This is a genomic window from Streptomyces sp. NPDC047043, from assembly GCF_040644055.1.
Taxonomy (GTDB): domain Bacteria; phylum Actinomycetota; class Actinomycetes; order Streptomycetales; family Streptomycetaceae; genus Streptomyces.
The window spans coordinates 20,078-36,568 of record NZ_JBEYVO010000023.1 but is presented as its reverse complement, the minus strand read 5'-3'; the positions used below and the strand labels follow the sequence as shown (position 1 = coordinate 36,568).

Below are 16,491 nucleotides of genomic sequence, written 5' to 3'. Positions count from 1 at the left end.
ACAGAGCTTCGAGCGAGCTCGCAATCCGCACGAGGGGTGGCGCACATGATGGCGCCACCCCTCGCGGCTGTTCGACACGGCCGCTCAATGCAGGCAGGTGCCGGCACGGAGGAGCAAGGTCAACGCCCCGGGGACCACGCCCCGGCCGCCACCGAGCCCGTCACTTGACGCAAGCACCGGCAATGGGTTGCATACGTTCTGTGATCGTGCACCCTGCTCCAACTTCCTGTTCACATACGTCCGTCAGGACACCGCCGCGGGCAGGGGGCGCCGCGCCGTGGACCCGGTGATCATCGTCGGAGCGGGGCCCGTCGGGCTCACGCTCGCCCTGGCGCTGGCGCGTCAGGAAGTGCCTTCCGTCGTGCTGGACGAGGGCCCCGGCAAGGAGGAACCGCGCCTGGCGCGCACCGTCGTCCTGCGGGAGGACACCGCCGCCCTCATGGAGCGGCTCAGCGGTGTGCCCCTGGCGCGGGAGGGTGCGCACTGGGCCGGATGGCGGGCACTGCGGCGCAAGCAGGTGATACGCGAGGTCACATTCGGCGACGACACCGAGCCCGCGCCCCTGCACATCGCCCAGCACGTCCTGACCGGCGCCCTGCGCGAGTCCCTGGCCGGCGAGCGGCTCGTCAAGGTCGCCGTCGACAGCCGCCTCGACACGATCGAGCAGGAACCCTCCGGCGTCACCGCCCACACCCGCGGCCCCAACGGCACGTGGTGGCGCGGCAGTTACCTGGTCGGCTGCGACGGCCCGCGGTCGACCGTGCGCAAACTCCAGGACATCCGCTTCCCCGGCCGTACGGCGGTGGAGCGACACGCCGTTGCCTCGCTGCGCGCGGAACTTCCGTGGACCGACGAAGCGTTGCTCCATCGGATGCCGCCGTGGCGGACGTCCGGGCCCTCGGCCGTGGAGGTGACCGCCCGCCCCCTCCCGGACGGTGTGTGGCGCGTGGACTGGCTGCTGCCGCCGGGCAAGGACCTGGTCACGCCCGAGCTGCTGCTGGCGCGCGTCCGGGAGACGCTCGCCGGCTGGACCGGCGGGCCCACACCGCCGTACGAACTCCTCGACACCGGAGTCCACACGGTCCACCACCGCCTGGCCCGCCGGTGGCGGGTCGGACGGGTCTTCCTCGCCGGGGACGCGGCGCACCTGCTCGGCGCGCTCGGCACACAGGGGCTCGACGAGGGACTCAGGGACGCCGAGAACCTCGCCTGGAAGCTGGCGCTGGCCTGGCATCACGGGCGGCACGAGGCGCTGCTCGACAGCTACCAGGCGGAGCGGCGCGCGGTGGTGGCCGCCCGGCTGCGCGCCGCCGACCAGGCGCTGCCGCTGCTGCGCGGCGGCGGAGGGCTGCGCGCGTACGTCCCCGGTTCCGCCCGGGGCCACGACGCGCTGCTCACGGACGGTCACCTGGGGCGCGGAGTGCTCGGCGCTCCGGGTGCGTACGCCCTCTCGCCGCTCGCACCCCGGCACCTCGAGGGCGAGGTGCCGGTGAGCACCGAGCCGGGGGCGATGGTCAGCGATGTGCGGGTAACCGCCGAGGACGGTTCCTTCGTACGGCTGCGGGACCGGCTCGGGCGCGGTGCGCTGCTGGTGTTGCTGGTCGCACCGGGCACGGGTGTGTGGGACCGCAAGCACTGGGCGACCGCGGGGATCATGCCCCGGCTGGCGGCTGCCGTGGCGGCGCTGCCGCATCCCGCAGAGCTATTGGTCGCGGAGAGTTACCCAGGAGCGGCTGCCCACACCGTGCTGCTGATCCGGCCCGACGGACACCTCGTCGCGGCCCTCGGCGGAGTGCGGCCGGCAGACCTGTACGCGGCGGCGGAGGCAGCGCTGGGTGGACCGGCGAAGGCGGAGGCCACGGCCGGCTCGGCTGCGAAGTGACCGTACTCACCGTCACTGTGCGGTCCACATAGTGACGGTGAGTTGACCCTTCTGCCCCCTCATGGTGTACTCCGGATCGTGACCGACACCTGTGTGCGCCTGTGGCGGAGGGTCCATATGGACCTCATCCGCTATGCGGGCTGCGTGTGTCGCCCGTCCTGCTGAATTCGCATCTCTCTCACCTGCGCGCGCCGCCCTGAGCTGTCGCGCGCTCTCCGCGAACGCTCTTCAGGACGGTGCCCGTGTCTGTCTCTCCCTCTGTCTCCGCACCTGCCCAGGCTCCGACGCAGGCGGACCTCCTCGACTTCGTACGGCGTACGGCCGCCGACGCCGAGCTGATCGCCTCACTCCCGCTCGACCCCGAAGGCCGCACCTGGGTGCGCCTGGAGGGACCCGGCGGCAGTGAAGCGTGGCTGATCGGCTGGCCGCCCGGCACGGGAACCGGCTGGCACGATCACGCCGAGTCCGTGGGCGCCTTCGTGACGGCGGCCGGCGAGCTCAAGGAGTACTCGCTCGCCGTCCGGCTGCCCGCCGACGGCTGGAAGACCCTGGAACTCACCGACGGCGTGGACCGGGAACGGCAACTGCCGGCCGGCAAGGGACGCGCCTTCGGCCGGCACCATGTCCACGAGGTGCTCAATGAGTCCACCGACCGGCACGCGATCTCCGTCCACGCCTACTACCCGCCGCTGCCGCAGATCCGCCGCTACAGCCGTGTGGGTCAGGTCCTGCGCCTGGAGCAGGTGGAGCGCCCGGAGGACTGGCAGTGAGCGGCCCCGGCGAACTGCCCGTCGGCATCGACGAGTTGCTGGAGCGGGTCCGCGCGGGCTACGAGCGGATCGAGCCGAAGGAGGCGTACGACGCCGCCCGGACCGGCGGGGCGCTGCTGGTGGACATCCGTTACGCCGCCCTGCGCGAACGGGACGGCCTGATCCCCGGCGCCCTCGTCGTCGAGCGCAACGAGCTGGAGTGGCGCCTCGACCCGCAGGGCAGCCACCGTGCGCCAGAGGCCACGAGCCATGACCTGCGAGTGGTGGTGATCTGCAACGAGGGCTACGCGTCGAGCCTCGCGGCATTGTCCCTGCACCAGTTGGGGCTACGACATGCGACCGACCTGGTCGGCGGGTTCCAGGCGTGGAAGGCTTCGGGGCTGCCGGTTACGTCCTAGGGAGCGACGCTCGTGCGGTTGGCGGTCTGCTCCGAGGCCGGCGGTTGCTCCTCGAAGACACCCGACGGTCCGTCAGAACCCCTCGTCCCCGAGGAATTCCGTGTCCTCGCCCTCCTTCTCCAGCGCCTGCCGAACCACCCGCAGGGCCATGCCCTCGGAGTAGCCCTTGCGGGCCAGCATGCCGGCGAGGCGGCGCAGGCGCTTGTCGCGGTCCAGGCCGCGTGTGGAGCGCAGCTTGCGAGCGACGAGCTCGCGCGCGGTCGCCTCCTCCTGCTCAGAGTCGAGCTGCGAGACGGCCTCGTCGATCAACGTGGAGTCGACGCCCTTGGTCCGCAGCTCCTGGGCGAGCGCACGCCGGGCCAGGCCCCGGCCGTGGTGCCTGGACTCCACCCAGGCGTCCGCGAACGCGCTGTCGTTGATCAGCCCGACCTCCTCGAACCGCGACAGCACCTCCTCGGCGGCGTCGTCCGGGATCTCCCGCTTGCGCAGCGCGTCGGCAAGTTGCTTGCGCGTGCGCGGGGTCCCGGTGAGCAGGCGCAGACAGATCGCCCGCGCCCGCTCCACCGGATCCCCTGGAGACTCCTCCTGCTCGGCCCTCGACGAGGAGGAGGAGCCCCCGTCCGCACCGAACGACTCCCCGCGGCGCCGCTGCCGACGCCCGCGGGAGCCGCCCGCACCACGGGCTCCGCCTCCACGGCGTGAGCCGCCACCGGAGGCGCCGAAGCCGTCCGGCGCCCCGTCGTCCGGCCACTCTGCGGCGCCCGGCCCGTCGCCGTACGACCCCCCCGTGCCGTACGAGCTCCTCGTGCCGCGCGCCGCCGCGCGGCCGTGTCCCCCGTCCGCGCCGTGCCCCGCATCGTCCCCGTACGCATCGCCGCCCGGCCCGGCAGAACCCCCGTCGCTTGTCCCGTCCCGCCCGTGCGGAGGGTCCGGGTAGGCGTACTCGGCCCAGTCGGTTCGCCGTGTCATGGGCTAGCTCTTGGCGGCCGGGGCCTTGGCCTTGGTCGCCTTGGCCGCCGGGGCGGGCACCGTCTTCGCGGCGTCGTCCGCGGTGGCGGAGACAGCCGCGGCGTCCTTGCCCGGCTCCGCGGTCGGCTCCTCCGGCCGCACGCCGACGCCCAGCTTCTCCTTGATCTTCTTCTCGATCTCGTTGGCCAGGTCGGGGTTGTCCTTCAGGAAGTTGCGCGCGTTCTCCTTGCCCTGGCCCAGCTGGTCGCCCTCGTACGTGTACCAGGCGCCGGCCTTGCGGACGAAGCCGTGCTCCACGCCCATGTCGATCAGGCCGCCCTCACGGCTGATGCCCTGGCCGTAGAGGATGTCGAACTCGGCCTGCTTGAAGGGCGGCGCGACCTTGTTCTTGACGACCTTGACCCGGGTGCGGTTGCCGACCGCGTCGGTGCCGTCCTTCAGGGTCTCGATGCGGCGGATGTCCATGCGCACCGAGGCGTAGAACTTCAGCGCCCGGCCACCGGTCGTGGTCTCCGGGGAGCCGAACATCACGCCGATCTTCTCGCGGAGCTGGTTGATGAAGATCGCGGTGGTCTTGGACTGGTTGAGCGCACTGGTGATCTTCCGCAGCGCCTGGCTCATCAGACGGGCCTGCAGACCGACGTGGCTGTCGCCCATCTCGCCCTCGATCTCCGCGCGCGGGACGAGCGCGGCGACGGAGTCGATGACGATCAGGTCGAGGGCGCCGGAGCGGACCAGCATGTCCACGATTTCCAGAGCCTGCTCGCCGTTGTCCGGCTGGGACAGGATCAGGTTGTCGACGTCGACGCCGAGCTTCCGCGCATACTCGGGGTCGAGGGCGTGCTCCGCGTCCACGAAGGCCACCTGGCCTCCGGCCCGCTGCGCGTTCGCCACCGCGTGCAGCGTCAGGGTCGTCTTGCCGGAGGACTCCGGTCCGTACACCTCCACCACTCGGCCGCGCGGGATGCCGCCCACGCCGAGTGCGACGTCGAGTGCGGTCGACCCTGTGGGGATGACCTCGATGGGCTCGTTCGGCCGCTCGCCCATGCGCATGACCGCGCCCTTGCCGAATTGCCGTTCAATCTGTGCGAGCGCGGCATCCAGGGCCTTCTCGCGGTCGGTTCCTGCCATGGGTTCCACCCGGTTTGCTTGAGTCGATCGCTTCACGTCAAAGACGCTAACGCCTGCCACTGACAATGCGCCCCGACGCCCGTCCTGCCTGTGGATAACTCGGGTATCTATCCGTCAAAAACGGGTCGAATTACCCGTCGTGAGCCTTGCCGGAACCTCCATGAGAATGGATGTTCGATTTTGGTGTCAAGCGCACCACGCGGCACCTCCGAGACTACGTCCGGCTCCTTCACGGGGCGTCCGCGCGCTGCCCACGGCTTCCGCTGCTTCCCACGTCGTACGACCGCTGTCTCCGGTCGTACGACGACGACGCACGGTGTCCCCGCGATGCTCTGTCCATGAATGACGAGAGAAACGCGCGAGGCGGCCACCACCCCCTTCGCTTCCGAGCTGCGCTCAGCAAGCTGTCGGTGGTGGACCGCCTCTGCCGTGCGACCGGTCTCCTCCTCGTTCTCTCCGGCCTCGTGCACCTGGTGGTGTTCGCCGTCGACGGCGGCCCGTGGGACGGTCCCGTCTCCTGGCGCAAGCCCGTGACGTTCGGGCTGTCCTTCGGGGTGACGCTGATCGCGGTCACCTGGGTCACGTCGTATCTGCGCGTCAGTCCGCGGCTGCGCTCCCTGCTGCTCGCCGTGTTCGCCGCCGACTGTGTCGTGGAGGTCGGCGGCATCACGCTTCAGGCCTGGCGGCGGGTGCCCTCGCACCTCGACATGGAGACGCCCTTCGACACCGCGGTGTCCATGACGCTCGCGGTGGGCGGGGGCGTCCTCGTGGTGCTGCTCACCGTGTTCGCGGTCGCCTCGTTCCGGTACCGGCCCACGGGCCCGGCGGGGATGGCGCTCGCAGTGCGTTCAGGTTTCGCGATCCTGCTCGTCGCGCTCGCTTCGGGCGCCGCGATGATCGCGCGCGGTGTCGTGCTCACCCGTACCGGGCACCAGGAGGCTGCGTACCACTCGACGGCCCCGCTCAAGCCGCTGCACGGCGTCAGCCTGCATGCCGTGCTGGTCCTGCCCCTGCTGGCCTGGCTGCTGTCCCGCACGTCCTGGAGCGAGCCGGCCCGGCGGCACATCGTGCTCGCGGCGACCGGCTGCTACGTGGTCGCCGTCATCGGCGCCGGGGTCTGGGCCGTCCTCACGTACTGAGCGTTCGCGCGCGCTCGTCCCGTCCCGCTCTCTTACGCCTCCGCAGTCCCTCGGGAGGAGCCGTCCCCGGACTCCTGCCGCTCGGTCAGGTCTGCCGGTTCGGCCTCCTGTCGCGGTGCCCACAGCTGTCTGGCGCGCGTGAACAGGCCGCTCCCTGATCCGCCTCTCCGGTGGCCGTGGACGCGGGGGTCGTCCGTGACCGCGTACCGCTTCACATACGCCCCCAGGAAGGCCTGCAGCGTGGCGACCGCCGGGATGGCGATCAGCGCGCCGACGGCACCGAGGAGCGCCGTACCGGCGATGACCGAACCGAAGGCGACGGCGGGATGGATGTCGACGGTCTTCGCGGTCAGCTTAGGCTGCAGCATGTAGTTCTCGAACTGCTGGTAGACCACCACGAAGATCAGCACCCACAGCGCGTACCAGGGATCGACGGTGAAGGCGATCAGCATGGGAAGGGCGCCCGCGAGATACGTCCCGATGGTCGGGATGAACTGCGAGACCAGGCCCACCCAGACGCCGAGCACGGGCGCGTAGGGCACGCCCAGGATCTGCAGCAGGATGTAGTGCGCTATGCCGGAGATGAGCGCCATCAGGCCACGCGAGTAGATGTAACCGCCGGTCTTGTTGACGGCGATCTCCCATGCGCGCAGCACCTCGGCCTGTCGCGCGGGCGGCAGTACGGAGCAGATCGCGCGGCGCAGCCGTGGGCCGTCCGCGGCGAAGTAGAACGAGAACAGCGTGATCGTCAGCAGCTGGAAGAGACCGCCGATGACCTGGGCGGACACGTCCAGTACGCCGGTGGCGCTGTTCTGCACGTAGTTGCGCAGCCAGTCGGAGCGGAGCAGGCCCTCCTGGACGTCCACGCGCTTCAGGTCGGTGTGGAAGTGGGTGTTGATCCAGTTGATGACGGAGTCGAGGTAGTTCGGGAAGTCCTCGACGATCTTGATGATCTGGCCCGCCAGCATGGAGCCGAGCAGCGTGACGAAACCCGCCGCGAGGATCATGACGGCGAGGAAGACGATGCCGGTGGCCAGCCCTCTGCGTATCCCGCGCGAGGCCATCCAGCTCACCGCGGGCTCGATGGCGAGGGCCAGGAAGAACGCGATCAGGATGTTGATCAGCAGGCCGGTGAGCTGGTGGAAGGCCCATGTGCCCAGCTGGAAGGCGGCATAGAGGCCGAGCACGAGCACCACGGCCCGCGGCAGCCAGCGGGGCATACGGGCGCCCCGCGAGGCGGCGCCGTCGGCCGGGGGCCGGTCGGGCGGCGTCGTGCCGAACGGAGATGCCTGCTGGGCCGTCTGCCCGGTCTCGTCAGTGGGTGCCACGGATCAAGTCTCGCCCACTGGTCTGACAATCAACTACCGCCCTGCGATCTTCGTGACCGATCAGCGCTTCTCCCCCGGAACGTCCATGACTGTGCAGACCACGCGCCATACGTCTTTGGCATCCCAGCCGGCCTGCAGTGCGCCGTGCACCGTGAGACCGCCGAGCTCCGCCATCACGTGGTCGCGCGCGAAGGTGTCGGCGTATCCGGAACCGAAGTGATCCGCCATCCGCTGCCAGAAGACCGTCAACCGCATGCATCCAGTATCCCGCTCCTGGGGGTGGGCCTGGGCCGGGGCCCCTTGCCGAGACCGCTTTCCGCCCTACGGTCTGACGCATGTCCGAAACAGGAGCTTCCCCACTCCCTGCCACGCCCCAGGTGCGCTCCCCGCTCTTTCGCGCCGAGCACTTCGTGTGGCTCACCGCGCGCGTGCTGGAGCAGCGCCTCTTCGCGCACCACTTCCTGAACGGGAGCGCCGACCCCGTGGAGACCGCGCTGGACGCCTACCGCAACGAGGACGGGGGGTACGGCCATGCGCTGGAGCCCGATCTGCGCGGCCCGGTCAGCCAGCCGCTGCACACCGGGCACGCGCTGCGCGTCCTCGACTCCATCGGGCGCTGCGGGGGACAGCGTGTGGAGCGCGTGTGCCGCTATCTGACCGCCGTGTCCACGGCGGACGGCGCGCTGCCGGCGATCCTTCCCAGCCAGCGCGGCTATCCGGCGGCCCCGTTCATCCCGATCGTGGACGAGCCGCCGAGCGAGCTCCTCGCCACGGGGCCGGTGGTGGGCCTGCTGCACCGCAACGAGGTGTGGCACGCCTGGTTGTTCAGGGCCACGGACTTCTGCTGGCAGGCGGTGGAATCACTGGAGAAGTCCCACCCCTACGAGATCGAGGCCGCCGTGGCGTTCCTGGACTTCGCTCCCGACCGCCCGCGCGCGGAGGCCGCCGCCGATCGCCTCGGCCGCCTGGTGCGCGCACACCGGCTCGCGGCTCTGGACCCGGACCACCTCGACGCCTGTCCGGTCGCGCCCGGTTACGCGCCCGGCGAGCAGCATTTCCCGCACGACTACGCCAAGACGCCGAGCTCACTCGCGCGCGCGTGGTTCACGGACGACGAGATGACCCGCTCCCTGGACTTCCTCGCGGCCGCGCAGGAGGAGGACGGCGGCTGGCCGATCCTCCCCCATTGCTTGACGCGTGGGCGGTACCCCCAGCGCCAGTGGGCACCCGGCATCGCCCTCGAGGCTCGCCCCCTGGTGACCATCGAGGCACTGTGCACCCTCAGGGCGTACGGCCGCTCCATCGGCTGACCCCAGGGTGCGGTCATCCGCCCATGGCCCGCACCCCGGCGGTCACGATCACGGCCGCCGCCACGACGAGCAGGAACGGGGCGCGCAGGAGCAGCGCGAGGGCGGCCGCGGCGAGCCCCGCGACCCGTGCGTCGAGCACCAGGGTGTGCCCGTCGGCGAAGGTCTGCTGGGCCGTGAGCGCGGCGAGGAGAGCCACGGGCAGGAGAGCGGCCAGACGCTTGACGAGCGGCCTCTCGAGGGCGCCCGCGGGCACGAGCAGACCGGTGAGCTTGACGACGTAGCAGCCGAGGGCGGTCGCACCGATCGCGATCCAGGTGTTCAACGGGCTTCCTCTTCCGGGTCGTTGCGTGAAGTGCCCCCGCGGCGGCCCTGCAGCCAGAGGACGGCAGGCGCAGCGAGCGCGGCCACCAGGACGGGCACACCGGCGGGCAGCACGGGCAGCAGGCCGAGCCCCAGGACGACGGCCAGGCCGGCCACGACGCGCTCGGTGGTGGTCTTCAGCATCGGCGCGAGCAGCGCCAGGAAGACCGCGGGCCCGGCGGCGTCGAGACCCCAGGCATCCGTGTCCCCGATGGCGCTCGCGCCCAGTGCGCCGAGCAGCGTGGTGAGGTTCCACAGCACGTACAGGCTGAGCCCGGTGACGGCGAACCCGATCCGCGCACTGCGCCGCGTGGGCTGCGCCAGCGTGACAGCGGTCGTCTCGTCGATGACCCACTGGGCGGCGAACGGCCGCACCGCGCGCGGGAGGGCCAGCAACTGTGACAGGCGCAGCCCGTAGAAGGCGTTGCGCACGCCCAGGAAGAAGGCGCCGGCGGCCGCCGTGAGCGGGTTGCCCCCGGCCGCGAGCGCCCCCACGAGCGCGAACTGGGAGGCGCCGGTGAACACCAGGAGGCTGAGTGCGCAGGTCTGCAGCAGCGTGAGCCCGCTGCCGGCCGAGGTCACCCCGAAGGCGAAGCCGGACAGTCCTACGGCGACGCCTACTCCGAGGGCGTCCCGTACGACGGCGGCGTCCGGTTTCCCTCCGTCTTCGGGACGTGTGTCTGCGAGAGCTGTCTGTTCTGCCACGCCTCGGACGGTAGGAGCAGCCGTCCTCGCGCGTCTTGTACGTTCTTGCGCTCACGCCGGTACGCACCCGGGGGCACTCCGACGATCCGGGTGAAGTGCCGGTTCAGGTGCGGCTGGTCGGTGAACCCGACGGCGACAGCGGCCTCCGCGGGCGCCGTACCGGCATCGAGCAGCCGCCGCGCATGCCGCACCCGTGCGTCCGTCAGCCAGGCGTGGGGCGGCATCCCGTAGGCGTCCCGGAACGCCCGCAGCAACGCGAACGGACTGGTGCCGAGATCGGCCGCGAGCCTCTCCAGGGTCGGCGGCTCGGCCAGCCGCTCCTCCAGCACGGCACGCGCGCGTGCCGCGATCCGGGCACCCGCCGTCCGCACCTCGCGCTGCGGCAACGGCCCGCCATTGAGCCGCAGCAGCCTCGTCACTGCGATGCGCAGCAGCGTGTCGGCGGCCAGCGCATTGCCGTCGTCCGCGGCCCGCAGCACCCGATGCACGAGCCGCACGGTGTACGGATCGTCGAGCACCGGACTGACGAACCCCGGCGTCCCACGAATGAGCGTGGTCTCGGCCGCGATCTCGCCGACCACCTCGGGCGACGGATACACGGCCCCGTACCGCCACCCCTCGGGCACACCGGCCCGTCCCGTGTGCGGCGTATCGGGATTGACCAGAGCGAGCGCCCCGGCCCCGGCGTACTGATCGGCCCCGCGATGGTGAAAGACCTCGACTCCGTCCGCGATGGCGGCGATGACGAAGTTCTCGTGCGTGTGCCGCACGAACTCCTTGCGGATGTACCGGGCGCGCAGCAGATCGACCCCGGGCAGCTCGGCGTACTGCCAATGCCGCGCCAACTCCTTCCCCGAACCCGCCATGCCCCCATTCTCCGCCAGGCCGGCGCAAGGCAGCCTCGGCCCGCGCGCCCCGAACCCACCCGCAGCCCTCGACCCACGACGAACCCGAACGCGCCCGGCCCAGGCCCAGCTCAGCGAAACCGCAGGTCAGAACCATTGTCAGTGGGCGGGTGCAGGATGGACGCATGGTCAGCTCCGCACACCGAGCCCTGGACGGCTTCTCCCCCGCGACCCGCGGCTGGTTCACGGGGGCCTTCTCCGCGCCCACCGCGGCCCAGGCCGGCGCGTGGCAGGCCATCGGAGAAGGCTCCGACGTGCTGGTGGTCGCCCCCACCGGTTCCGGCAAGACGCTGGCCGCCTTCCTCGCCGCCCTGGACCAGCTGGCCTCGACACCGCCACCGGCCGACCCCAGGAAGCGCTGCCGCGTCCTGTACGTCTCACCGCTCAAGGCCCTCGCGGTCGACGTCGAGCGCAACCTCCGCAGCCCCCTGACCGGCATCCGCCAGGAATCCGTACGGCTGGGCCTGCCCGAGCCCGAGGTCAAGGTCGGCATCCGCTCCGGTGACACCCCGGCCGCCGAGCGCCGCGCCCTGTCCACCCGGCCGCCGGACATCCTGATCACCACCCCGGAGTCCCTGTTCCTGATGCTGACGTCGGCCACGCGCGACGCGCTGACCGGCATCGAGACGGTGATCCTCGACGAGGTGCACGCGGTGGCGGGCACCAAGCGCGGCGCGCATCTCGCGCTCTCCCTGGAGCGGCTGGACGAGATCCTGCCGAAGCCGGCCCGCCGCATCGGCCTCTCGGCGACGGTCCGCCCGGTCGACGAGATCGCCCGCTACCTCTCGCCGCGCCGCAAGGTGGAGATCGTCCAGCCGAAGTCGGCCAAGGAGTTCGACCTCTCGGTCGTCGTCCCGGTCGAGGACCTGGGCGAGCTGGGCGGCTCCCCGGTCGCCGACGGCTCCGAGGGCACGGAGCGCCCGTCGATCTGGCCGCACGTCGAGGAGCGGATCACCGACCTCGTCCAGGCCCACCGCTCGACGATCGTGTTCGCCAACTCCCGCCGTCTCGCGGAGCGTTTGTGCAACAGGCTCAACGAGATCGCGTACGAGCGGGCCACCGGCGAGCCTCTGGACGAGCACCACGCCCCGGCGGAGCTCATGGGCGGCTCAGGCGCGGCCCAGGGCGCGCCGCCCGTCATCGCGCGCGCTCACCACGGCTCGGTCTCCAAGGAGCAGCGCGCCCTGGTCGAGGAGGACCTCAAGGCGGGCCGGCTGCCCGCCGTGGTGGCCACCTCCAGCCTCGAGCTGGGCATCGACATGGGCTCGGTCGACCTGGTCGTCCAGGTCGAGTCGCCGCCCTCCGTCGCCTCCGGCCTGCAGCGCGTCGGCCGCGCGGGACACCAGGTCGGCGCCGTCTCCACAGGCGTCGTCTTCCCGAAATACCGCGGCGACCTCGTCCAGGCCGCGGTGGTCACCGAGCGCATGCGCACCGGCTCCATCGAGTCCCTCAAGGTACCCGCCAACCCCCTGGACGTGCTGGCCCAGCAGCTGGTCGCCATGACGGCGCTGGACACCTGGCAGGTCGACGACCTGCTGTCCACGGTCCGGCGCGCGGCCCCCTTCGCCTCACTGCCCGAGTCCGCCTTCACTGCCGTCCTGGACATGCTCGCGGGCCGCTACCCCTCCGACGCCTTCGCCGAGCTGCGACCGCGCGTGGTGTGGGACCGCGTCGCCGGCACGGTCACGGGCCGCCCCGGCGCACAGCGCCTCGCCGTCACCTCCGGGGGCACGATCCCCGACCGCGGCCTCTTCGGCGTCTTTCTCGCCGGGGCCGACCCCAAGAAGGGCGGCGGCCGGGTCGGGGAGCTCGACGAGGAGATGGTCTACGAGTCCCGCGTCGGCGACGTCTTCACGCTCGGCACCAGCTCCTGGCGCATCGAGGACATCACCCGCGACCGCGTCCTGGTCTCCCCCGCACCGGGCGTCCCGGGCCGACTGCCCTTCTGGAAGGGCGACCAGCTGGGCCGCCCGCTCGAACTGGGCCGCGCGGTGGGCCAGTTCCTGCGCGAGGTCGGCTCACTGCCGAAGGAGGACGCCCGCCTGCGCCTCCTCGCGGCGGGCCTGGACGCCTGGGCCGCGGACAACGTCCTGTCCTACCTCGACGAGCAGCGCGAGGCCTGCGGCCATGTCCCCGACGACCGCACGATCGTCGTGGAGCGCTTCCGCGACGAGCTCGGCGACTGGCGGGTCGTCGTCCACTCCCCCTTCGGCGCCCAGGTGCACGCCCCGTGGGCGCTGGCGCTCGGCGCCAAGCTCTCCGAGCGCTACGGCATGGACGCGCAGGTCATGCACGCCGACGACGGCATCGTCCTGCGCCTGCCCGACGCCGACCTCATGGGCCTGGAGTTGCTCGACCAGGAGCCCATGAAGGCGGGCACGGAGTACGACGCCGACCAGGCACCCGTCGGCGCGGCGGACGTCGTCTTCGACAAGGGCGAGGTCGACCAGGTCGTCACCGACCAGGTCGGCAGCTCCGCCCTGTTCGCGTCCCGCTTCCGCGAGTGCGCAGCCCGCGCACTGCTGCTGCCCCGCCGCAACCCGGGCAAGCGCACCCCGCTGTGGCAGCAGCGCCAGCGCGCCTCCCAACTGCTCCAGGTGGCCAGCGAGTTCGGCTCGTTCCCGATCGTCCTGGAGGCGGTCCGCGAGTGCCTCCAGGACGTCTTCGACGTCCCCGGCCTCGTCGAGCTGATGGGCGACCTCGAGTCCCGCAAGGTGCGCCTGGTCGAGGTCACCACCCCCGAGCCGTCGCCCTTCGCCCGCTCCCTCCTCTTCGGGTACGTCGCCCAGTTCCTGTACGAGGGAGACTCACCGCTCGCCGAGCGGCGCGCCGCCGCGCTGTCCCTGGACTCGCGGCTGCTGGCCGAGCTGCTGGGCCAGGCGGAGCTGCGCGAGCTGCTCGACGCCGAGGTGCTCACCGAGCTGGAGCAGGAGCTGCAGTGGCTCACCGAGGACCGGCGAATCAAGGACGCCGAGGGCGTCGCGGACGTGCTGCGCCTCCTGGGCCCGCTCACCGACGCCGAGTTGGCCGAGCGGGGCGCCGAACCGCAGTGGGCCCAGGAACTCGCCGGCACCCGCCGCGCCATCCGGGTCCGTATCGCCGGCGCAGACCACTGGGCGGCGATCGAGGACGCGGGCCGCCTGCGCGACGCCCTCGGCACGGCCTTGCCGGTCGGCGTCCCGGAGGCCTTCACGGAACCGGTGAAGGATCCGCTCGGCGACCTGCTCGCACGCTACGCCCGCACCCACGGCCCCTTCACATCGGCGACGGCGGCGACCCGCTTCGGCCTGGGCGTGGCGGTCACGGAGGGCGCGTTGCAGCGGCTCGCCGCGAACGGCCGTGTCGTACAAGGGGAGTTCCATCCGGCGGGCATCGGCCAGGAGTGGTGCGACGCGGCCGTACTGCGCCGTCTGCGCCGCCGTTCCCTGGCCGCCCTGAGGCACGAGCTGGAGCCGGTCGCCCCGGCGGCACTCGCGCAGTTCCTCCCCCAGTGGCAGCACATCGGCAAGGGGCACGGACTGCGAGGCATCGACGGACTGGTGCGTGCCGTCGAGCAGTTGCAGGGCGCATCCGTGCCCGCGTCGGCCCTGGAGAAGCTGGTCCTGCCGTCCCGCGTCGCGAACTACACGCCCGCGATGCTCGACGAACTCACCTCCGCCGGGGAATTGGTGTGGGCCGGAGCGGGCTCGCTCCCCGGCAAGGACGGCTGGGTCTCCCTGTACCTGGCGGACGCGGCCCCCTTGCTGCTGCCCCCGCCGCACCCCCTGGAGCTGACGGCGCTGCACCAGTCCGTCCTGGACGCCCTGTCGGGAGGCTACGGCCTGTTCTTCCGCCAGATCGCCGACCAGGTCCGCGCCACCACCCACCCCGAGGCCACCGATCCCCAACTCGCCGACGCCGTCTGGGACCTGGCCTGGTCCGGACACCTCACGAACGACACGCTGTCCCCCATGCGCTCCCTGCTCGGCTCGGGCCGCACCGCCGGCTCCACCGCCCACCGCGCCAAGCGCGCCGTCCCGCGCGGCCGCTACGGCTCCCTGACCGCCGCCGCCCGCCCCGCCTCCCGCAGCGGTCCGCCCACCGTCGCCGGCCGCTGGTCCCTGCTCCCGTCCCGCGAAGCCGACCCCACGGTGCGCGCACACGCTCTCGCCCGCACGCTCCTGGACCGGCACGGTGTGGTCACCCGGGGAGCCGTCGCCGCGGAAGGGGTCGAGGGCGGCTTCTCGGCGACGTACCGCATCCTGTCCGCCTTCGAGGAGAGCGGTCAGGCCCGGCGCGGCTACGTGGTGGAGGGGCTCGGCGCGGCCCAGTTCGCGATGGACGGCGCCGTGGACCGCCTGCGCGCGGTGTCGAACGCCCGAGAGCGCGGCGAGACACTGCCCCCACAGCCCTTCGGCGACGGCACCCCCGACGGCTTCGCATCGCAGCCCTTCGGCGACGGCGCCCAAGACGGCTTTGCATCCCCCGACTTCGGCTCGCGCGGCGGCTTCGATCCGACCGCCGGAGCCGCCCCCAGCACGCCGCCGGGAAACCTCGCCCGCCAGAACAACTCCGAGTTCGACATCACCGGTTTCGACGACGACTTCAGCTTCCCGGACACCCCCACCTCCCGCGACGAATACACATCGCCCCGCGACCTCGCTGCCCCGGGCGCGGGCGGCCCACGAGGCGGACCGGGCTCCGCGTACGGCGGCGCATACGGATCCGCCTTCGCGAGCCGCCGCACCCGCCCCACCCCCGACTCCCGAGCCGTCGTCCTGGCCGCCGCCGACCCGGCGAACGCGTACGGCGCGGCGCTCCCCTGGCCGAAGCCGCCGACCGGCGCGGGGCACAAGCCGGGCCGCAAGGCGGGCTCCCTGGTGGTCCTCGTCGACGGCGAACTGGCTCTCTACATGGAGCGCGGCGGCAAGACCCTGCTGGCCTGGCCCGCCGACCCCGACAGCACGGCCACCGAAGACCCCCGCCTGCAGTCGGCCGCGGAAGCCCTCGCCGCAGCCGCCCGAGCGGGTTCCCTCGGCACGGTCACGGTGGAGCGGGTCAACGGCACCTCGGCCCTGACGTCCCCCATCGGCACCCTCCTGGAAGGAGCAGGCTTCATCGCCACCCCACGCGGCCTCCGCCTACGCGCGTGACCCACCGCGCATCCGTCGGCGGCCCCGCATCCCCCGACAATCACCTGCGCACGAAGCCAGACGCAGCCTCCGCCCCGAGCCACCGCACACCGGCCAGCGACCCGCCCCGCCAACGAGAAGCCCCGCACGAAACTCCACGCAGCTCCGCCCGCAGGCACGTCCCCACCACACGCCCACCGACGACCCACCCCTGCCGACAAGAGCCGGGTCCCGGCCTGCGCCCACCCGCATAGCCCCTCCACGTATCAGCCGACGGCACGCCCCGCCGACAAGGAGCCCAGCAGCCACGCCCTGCGGTATCCGCCCGCGCACATAACGCCACCCCGAGCCCACCGGCAGCCCGCACCCACCGCCAAGGCCCCCACCACTCACGGCCTCCTCCCCCGCCCACGCGTCCGCCACCGAAGCGCACCCGACCAAACCCCCATGTCCGAAGCGCTGCAGCACCCCACCGCGCGCCCG

14 protein-coding genes are annotated in these 16,491 nt (G+C 72.2%); 7 read left to right on the top strand and 7 right to left on the bottom strand.

Annotated features, from left to right (window positions below; all coding sequences use genetic code 11):
- Positions 1-277 precede the first annotated feature (277 nt).
- From ABZ880_RS32445 to ABZ880_RS32430, 4 genes are all read left to right on the top strand, one after another.
- Complete coding sequence (locus ABZ880_RS32445; RefSeq protein ID WP_361270090.1) at positions 278-1,882, top strand: FAD-dependent monooxygenase; 1,605 nt, start codon at positions 278-280, stop codon at positions 1,880-1,882.
- Between the two features lie 78 nt (positions 1,883-1,960).
- The gene (locus ABZ880_RS32440) at positions 1,961-2,047 is read left to right on the top strand and encodes a putative leader peptide (RefSeq protein WP_310875732.1); all 87 of its coding nucleotides are present in this window, start codon (positions 1,961-1,963) and stop codon (positions 2,045-2,047) included.
- Positions 2,048-2,124: 77 nt separating this feature from the next.
- Positions 2,125-2,652, top strand: a complete 528-nt coding sequence (locus ABZ880_RS32435; protein WP_361270087.1) for a cysteine dioxygenase — start codon at positions 2,125-2,127, stop codon at positions 2,650-2,652.
- Complete coding sequence (locus ABZ880_RS32430; protein WP_361270085.1) at positions 2,649-3,050, top strand: rhodanese-like domain-containing protein; 402 nt, start codon at positions 2,649-2,651, stop codon at positions 3,048-3,050. Before ABZ880_RS32435 ends, ABZ880_RS32430 begins: the two co-directional genes overlap by 4 nt.
- Before the next feature lie 72 nt (positions 3,051-3,122).
- Here ABZ880_RS32430 and recX read toward each other — a convergent pair whose 3' ends face one another.
- On the bottom strand, positions 3,123-4,019 hold the full coding sequence (gene recX / locus ABZ880_RS32425) for a recombination regulator RecX (protein WP_361270082.1): 897 nt from the start codon (positions 4,017-4,019) through the stop codon (positions 3,123-3,125).
- A gap of 3 nt (positions 4,020-4,022) precedes the next feature.
- Positions 4,023-5,150: a recombinase RecA gene (recA, locus tag ABZ880_RS32420; protein WP_361270079.1), complete on the bottom strand. Its 1,128-nt coding sequence runs from the start codon at positions 5,148-5,150 to the stop codon at positions 4,023-4,025.
- Positions 5,151-5,488: 338 nt separating this feature from the next.
- Between recA and ABZ880_RS32415 the strand changes: the two genes are divergently transcribed.
- Positions 5,489-6,289: a hypothetical protein gene (locus ABZ880_RS32415; RefSeq protein WP_361270077.1), complete on the top strand. Its 801-nt coding sequence runs from the start codon at positions 5,489-5,491 to the stop codon at positions 6,287-6,289.
- A gap of 32 nt (positions 6,290-6,321) precedes the next feature.
- Here the strand turns inward: ABZ880_RS32415 and ABZ880_RS32410 are convergent, their stop codons facing one another.
- Complete coding sequence (locus ABZ880_RS32410) at positions 6,322-7,617, bottom strand: AI-2E family transporter (RefSeq protein WP_361270075.1); 1,296 nt, start codon at positions 7,615-7,617, stop codon at positions 6,322-6,324.
- Between the two features lie 60 nt (positions 7,618-7,677).
- On the bottom strand, positions 7,678-7,872 hold the full coding sequence (locus tag ABZ880_RS32405; RefSeq protein WP_361270072.1) for a DUF3046 domain-containing protein: 195 nt from the start codon (positions 7,870-7,872) through the stop codon (positions 7,678-7,680).
- An 80-nt stretch (positions 7,873-7,952) separates the two neighbouring features.
- Here ABZ880_RS32405 and ABZ880_RS32400 point away from each other — a divergent pair, with 80 nt between their 5' ends.
- Positions 7,953-8,927 (top strand): hypothetical protein, encoded by a 975-nt coding sequence (locus tag ABZ880_RS32400; protein WP_361270070.1) that lies wholly within the window; start codon positions 7,953-7,955, stop codon positions 8,925-8,927.
- Positions 8,928-8,940: 13 nt separating this feature from the next.
- Here ABZ880_RS32400 and ABZ880_RS32395 read toward each other — a convergent pair whose 3' ends face one another.
- From ABZ880_RS32395 to ABZ880_RS32385, 3 genes are read right to left on the bottom strand one after another with little or no spacing between them, the layout of a single operon-like run.
- Positions 8,941-9,249, bottom strand: coding sequence for an AzlD domain-containing protein (locus ABZ880_RS32395; protein WP_361270068.1), 309 nt, complete (start codon positions 9,247-9,249; stop codon positions 8,941-8,943).
- Positions 9,246-9,992, bottom strand: coding sequence for an AzlC family ABC transporter permease (locus ABZ880_RS32390; RefSeq protein WP_361270065.1), 747 nt, complete (start codon positions 9,990-9,992; stop codon positions 9,246-9,248). The genes ABZ880_RS32395 and ABZ880_RS32390 overlap by 4 nt, the downstream gene beginning before the upstream one ends.
- On the bottom strand, positions 9,905-10,858 hold the full coding sequence (locus ABZ880_RS32385) for an AraC family transcriptional regulator (protein WP_361270063.1): 954 nt from the start codon (positions 10,856-10,858) through the stop codon (positions 9,905-9,907). The genes ABZ880_RS32390 and ABZ880_RS32385 overlap by 88 nt, the downstream gene beginning before the upstream one ends.
- 164 nt (positions 10,859-11,022) lie before the next feature.
- Between ABZ880_RS32385 and ABZ880_RS32380 the strand changes: the two genes are divergently transcribed.
- Entirely contained in the window at positions 11,023-16,029 is a 5,007-nt protein-coding gene (locus ABZ880_RS32380) for an ATP-dependent helicase (protein ID WP_361270060.1), read from the top strand.
- The last annotated feature ends 462 nt before the right edge of the window (positions 16,030-16,491 follow it).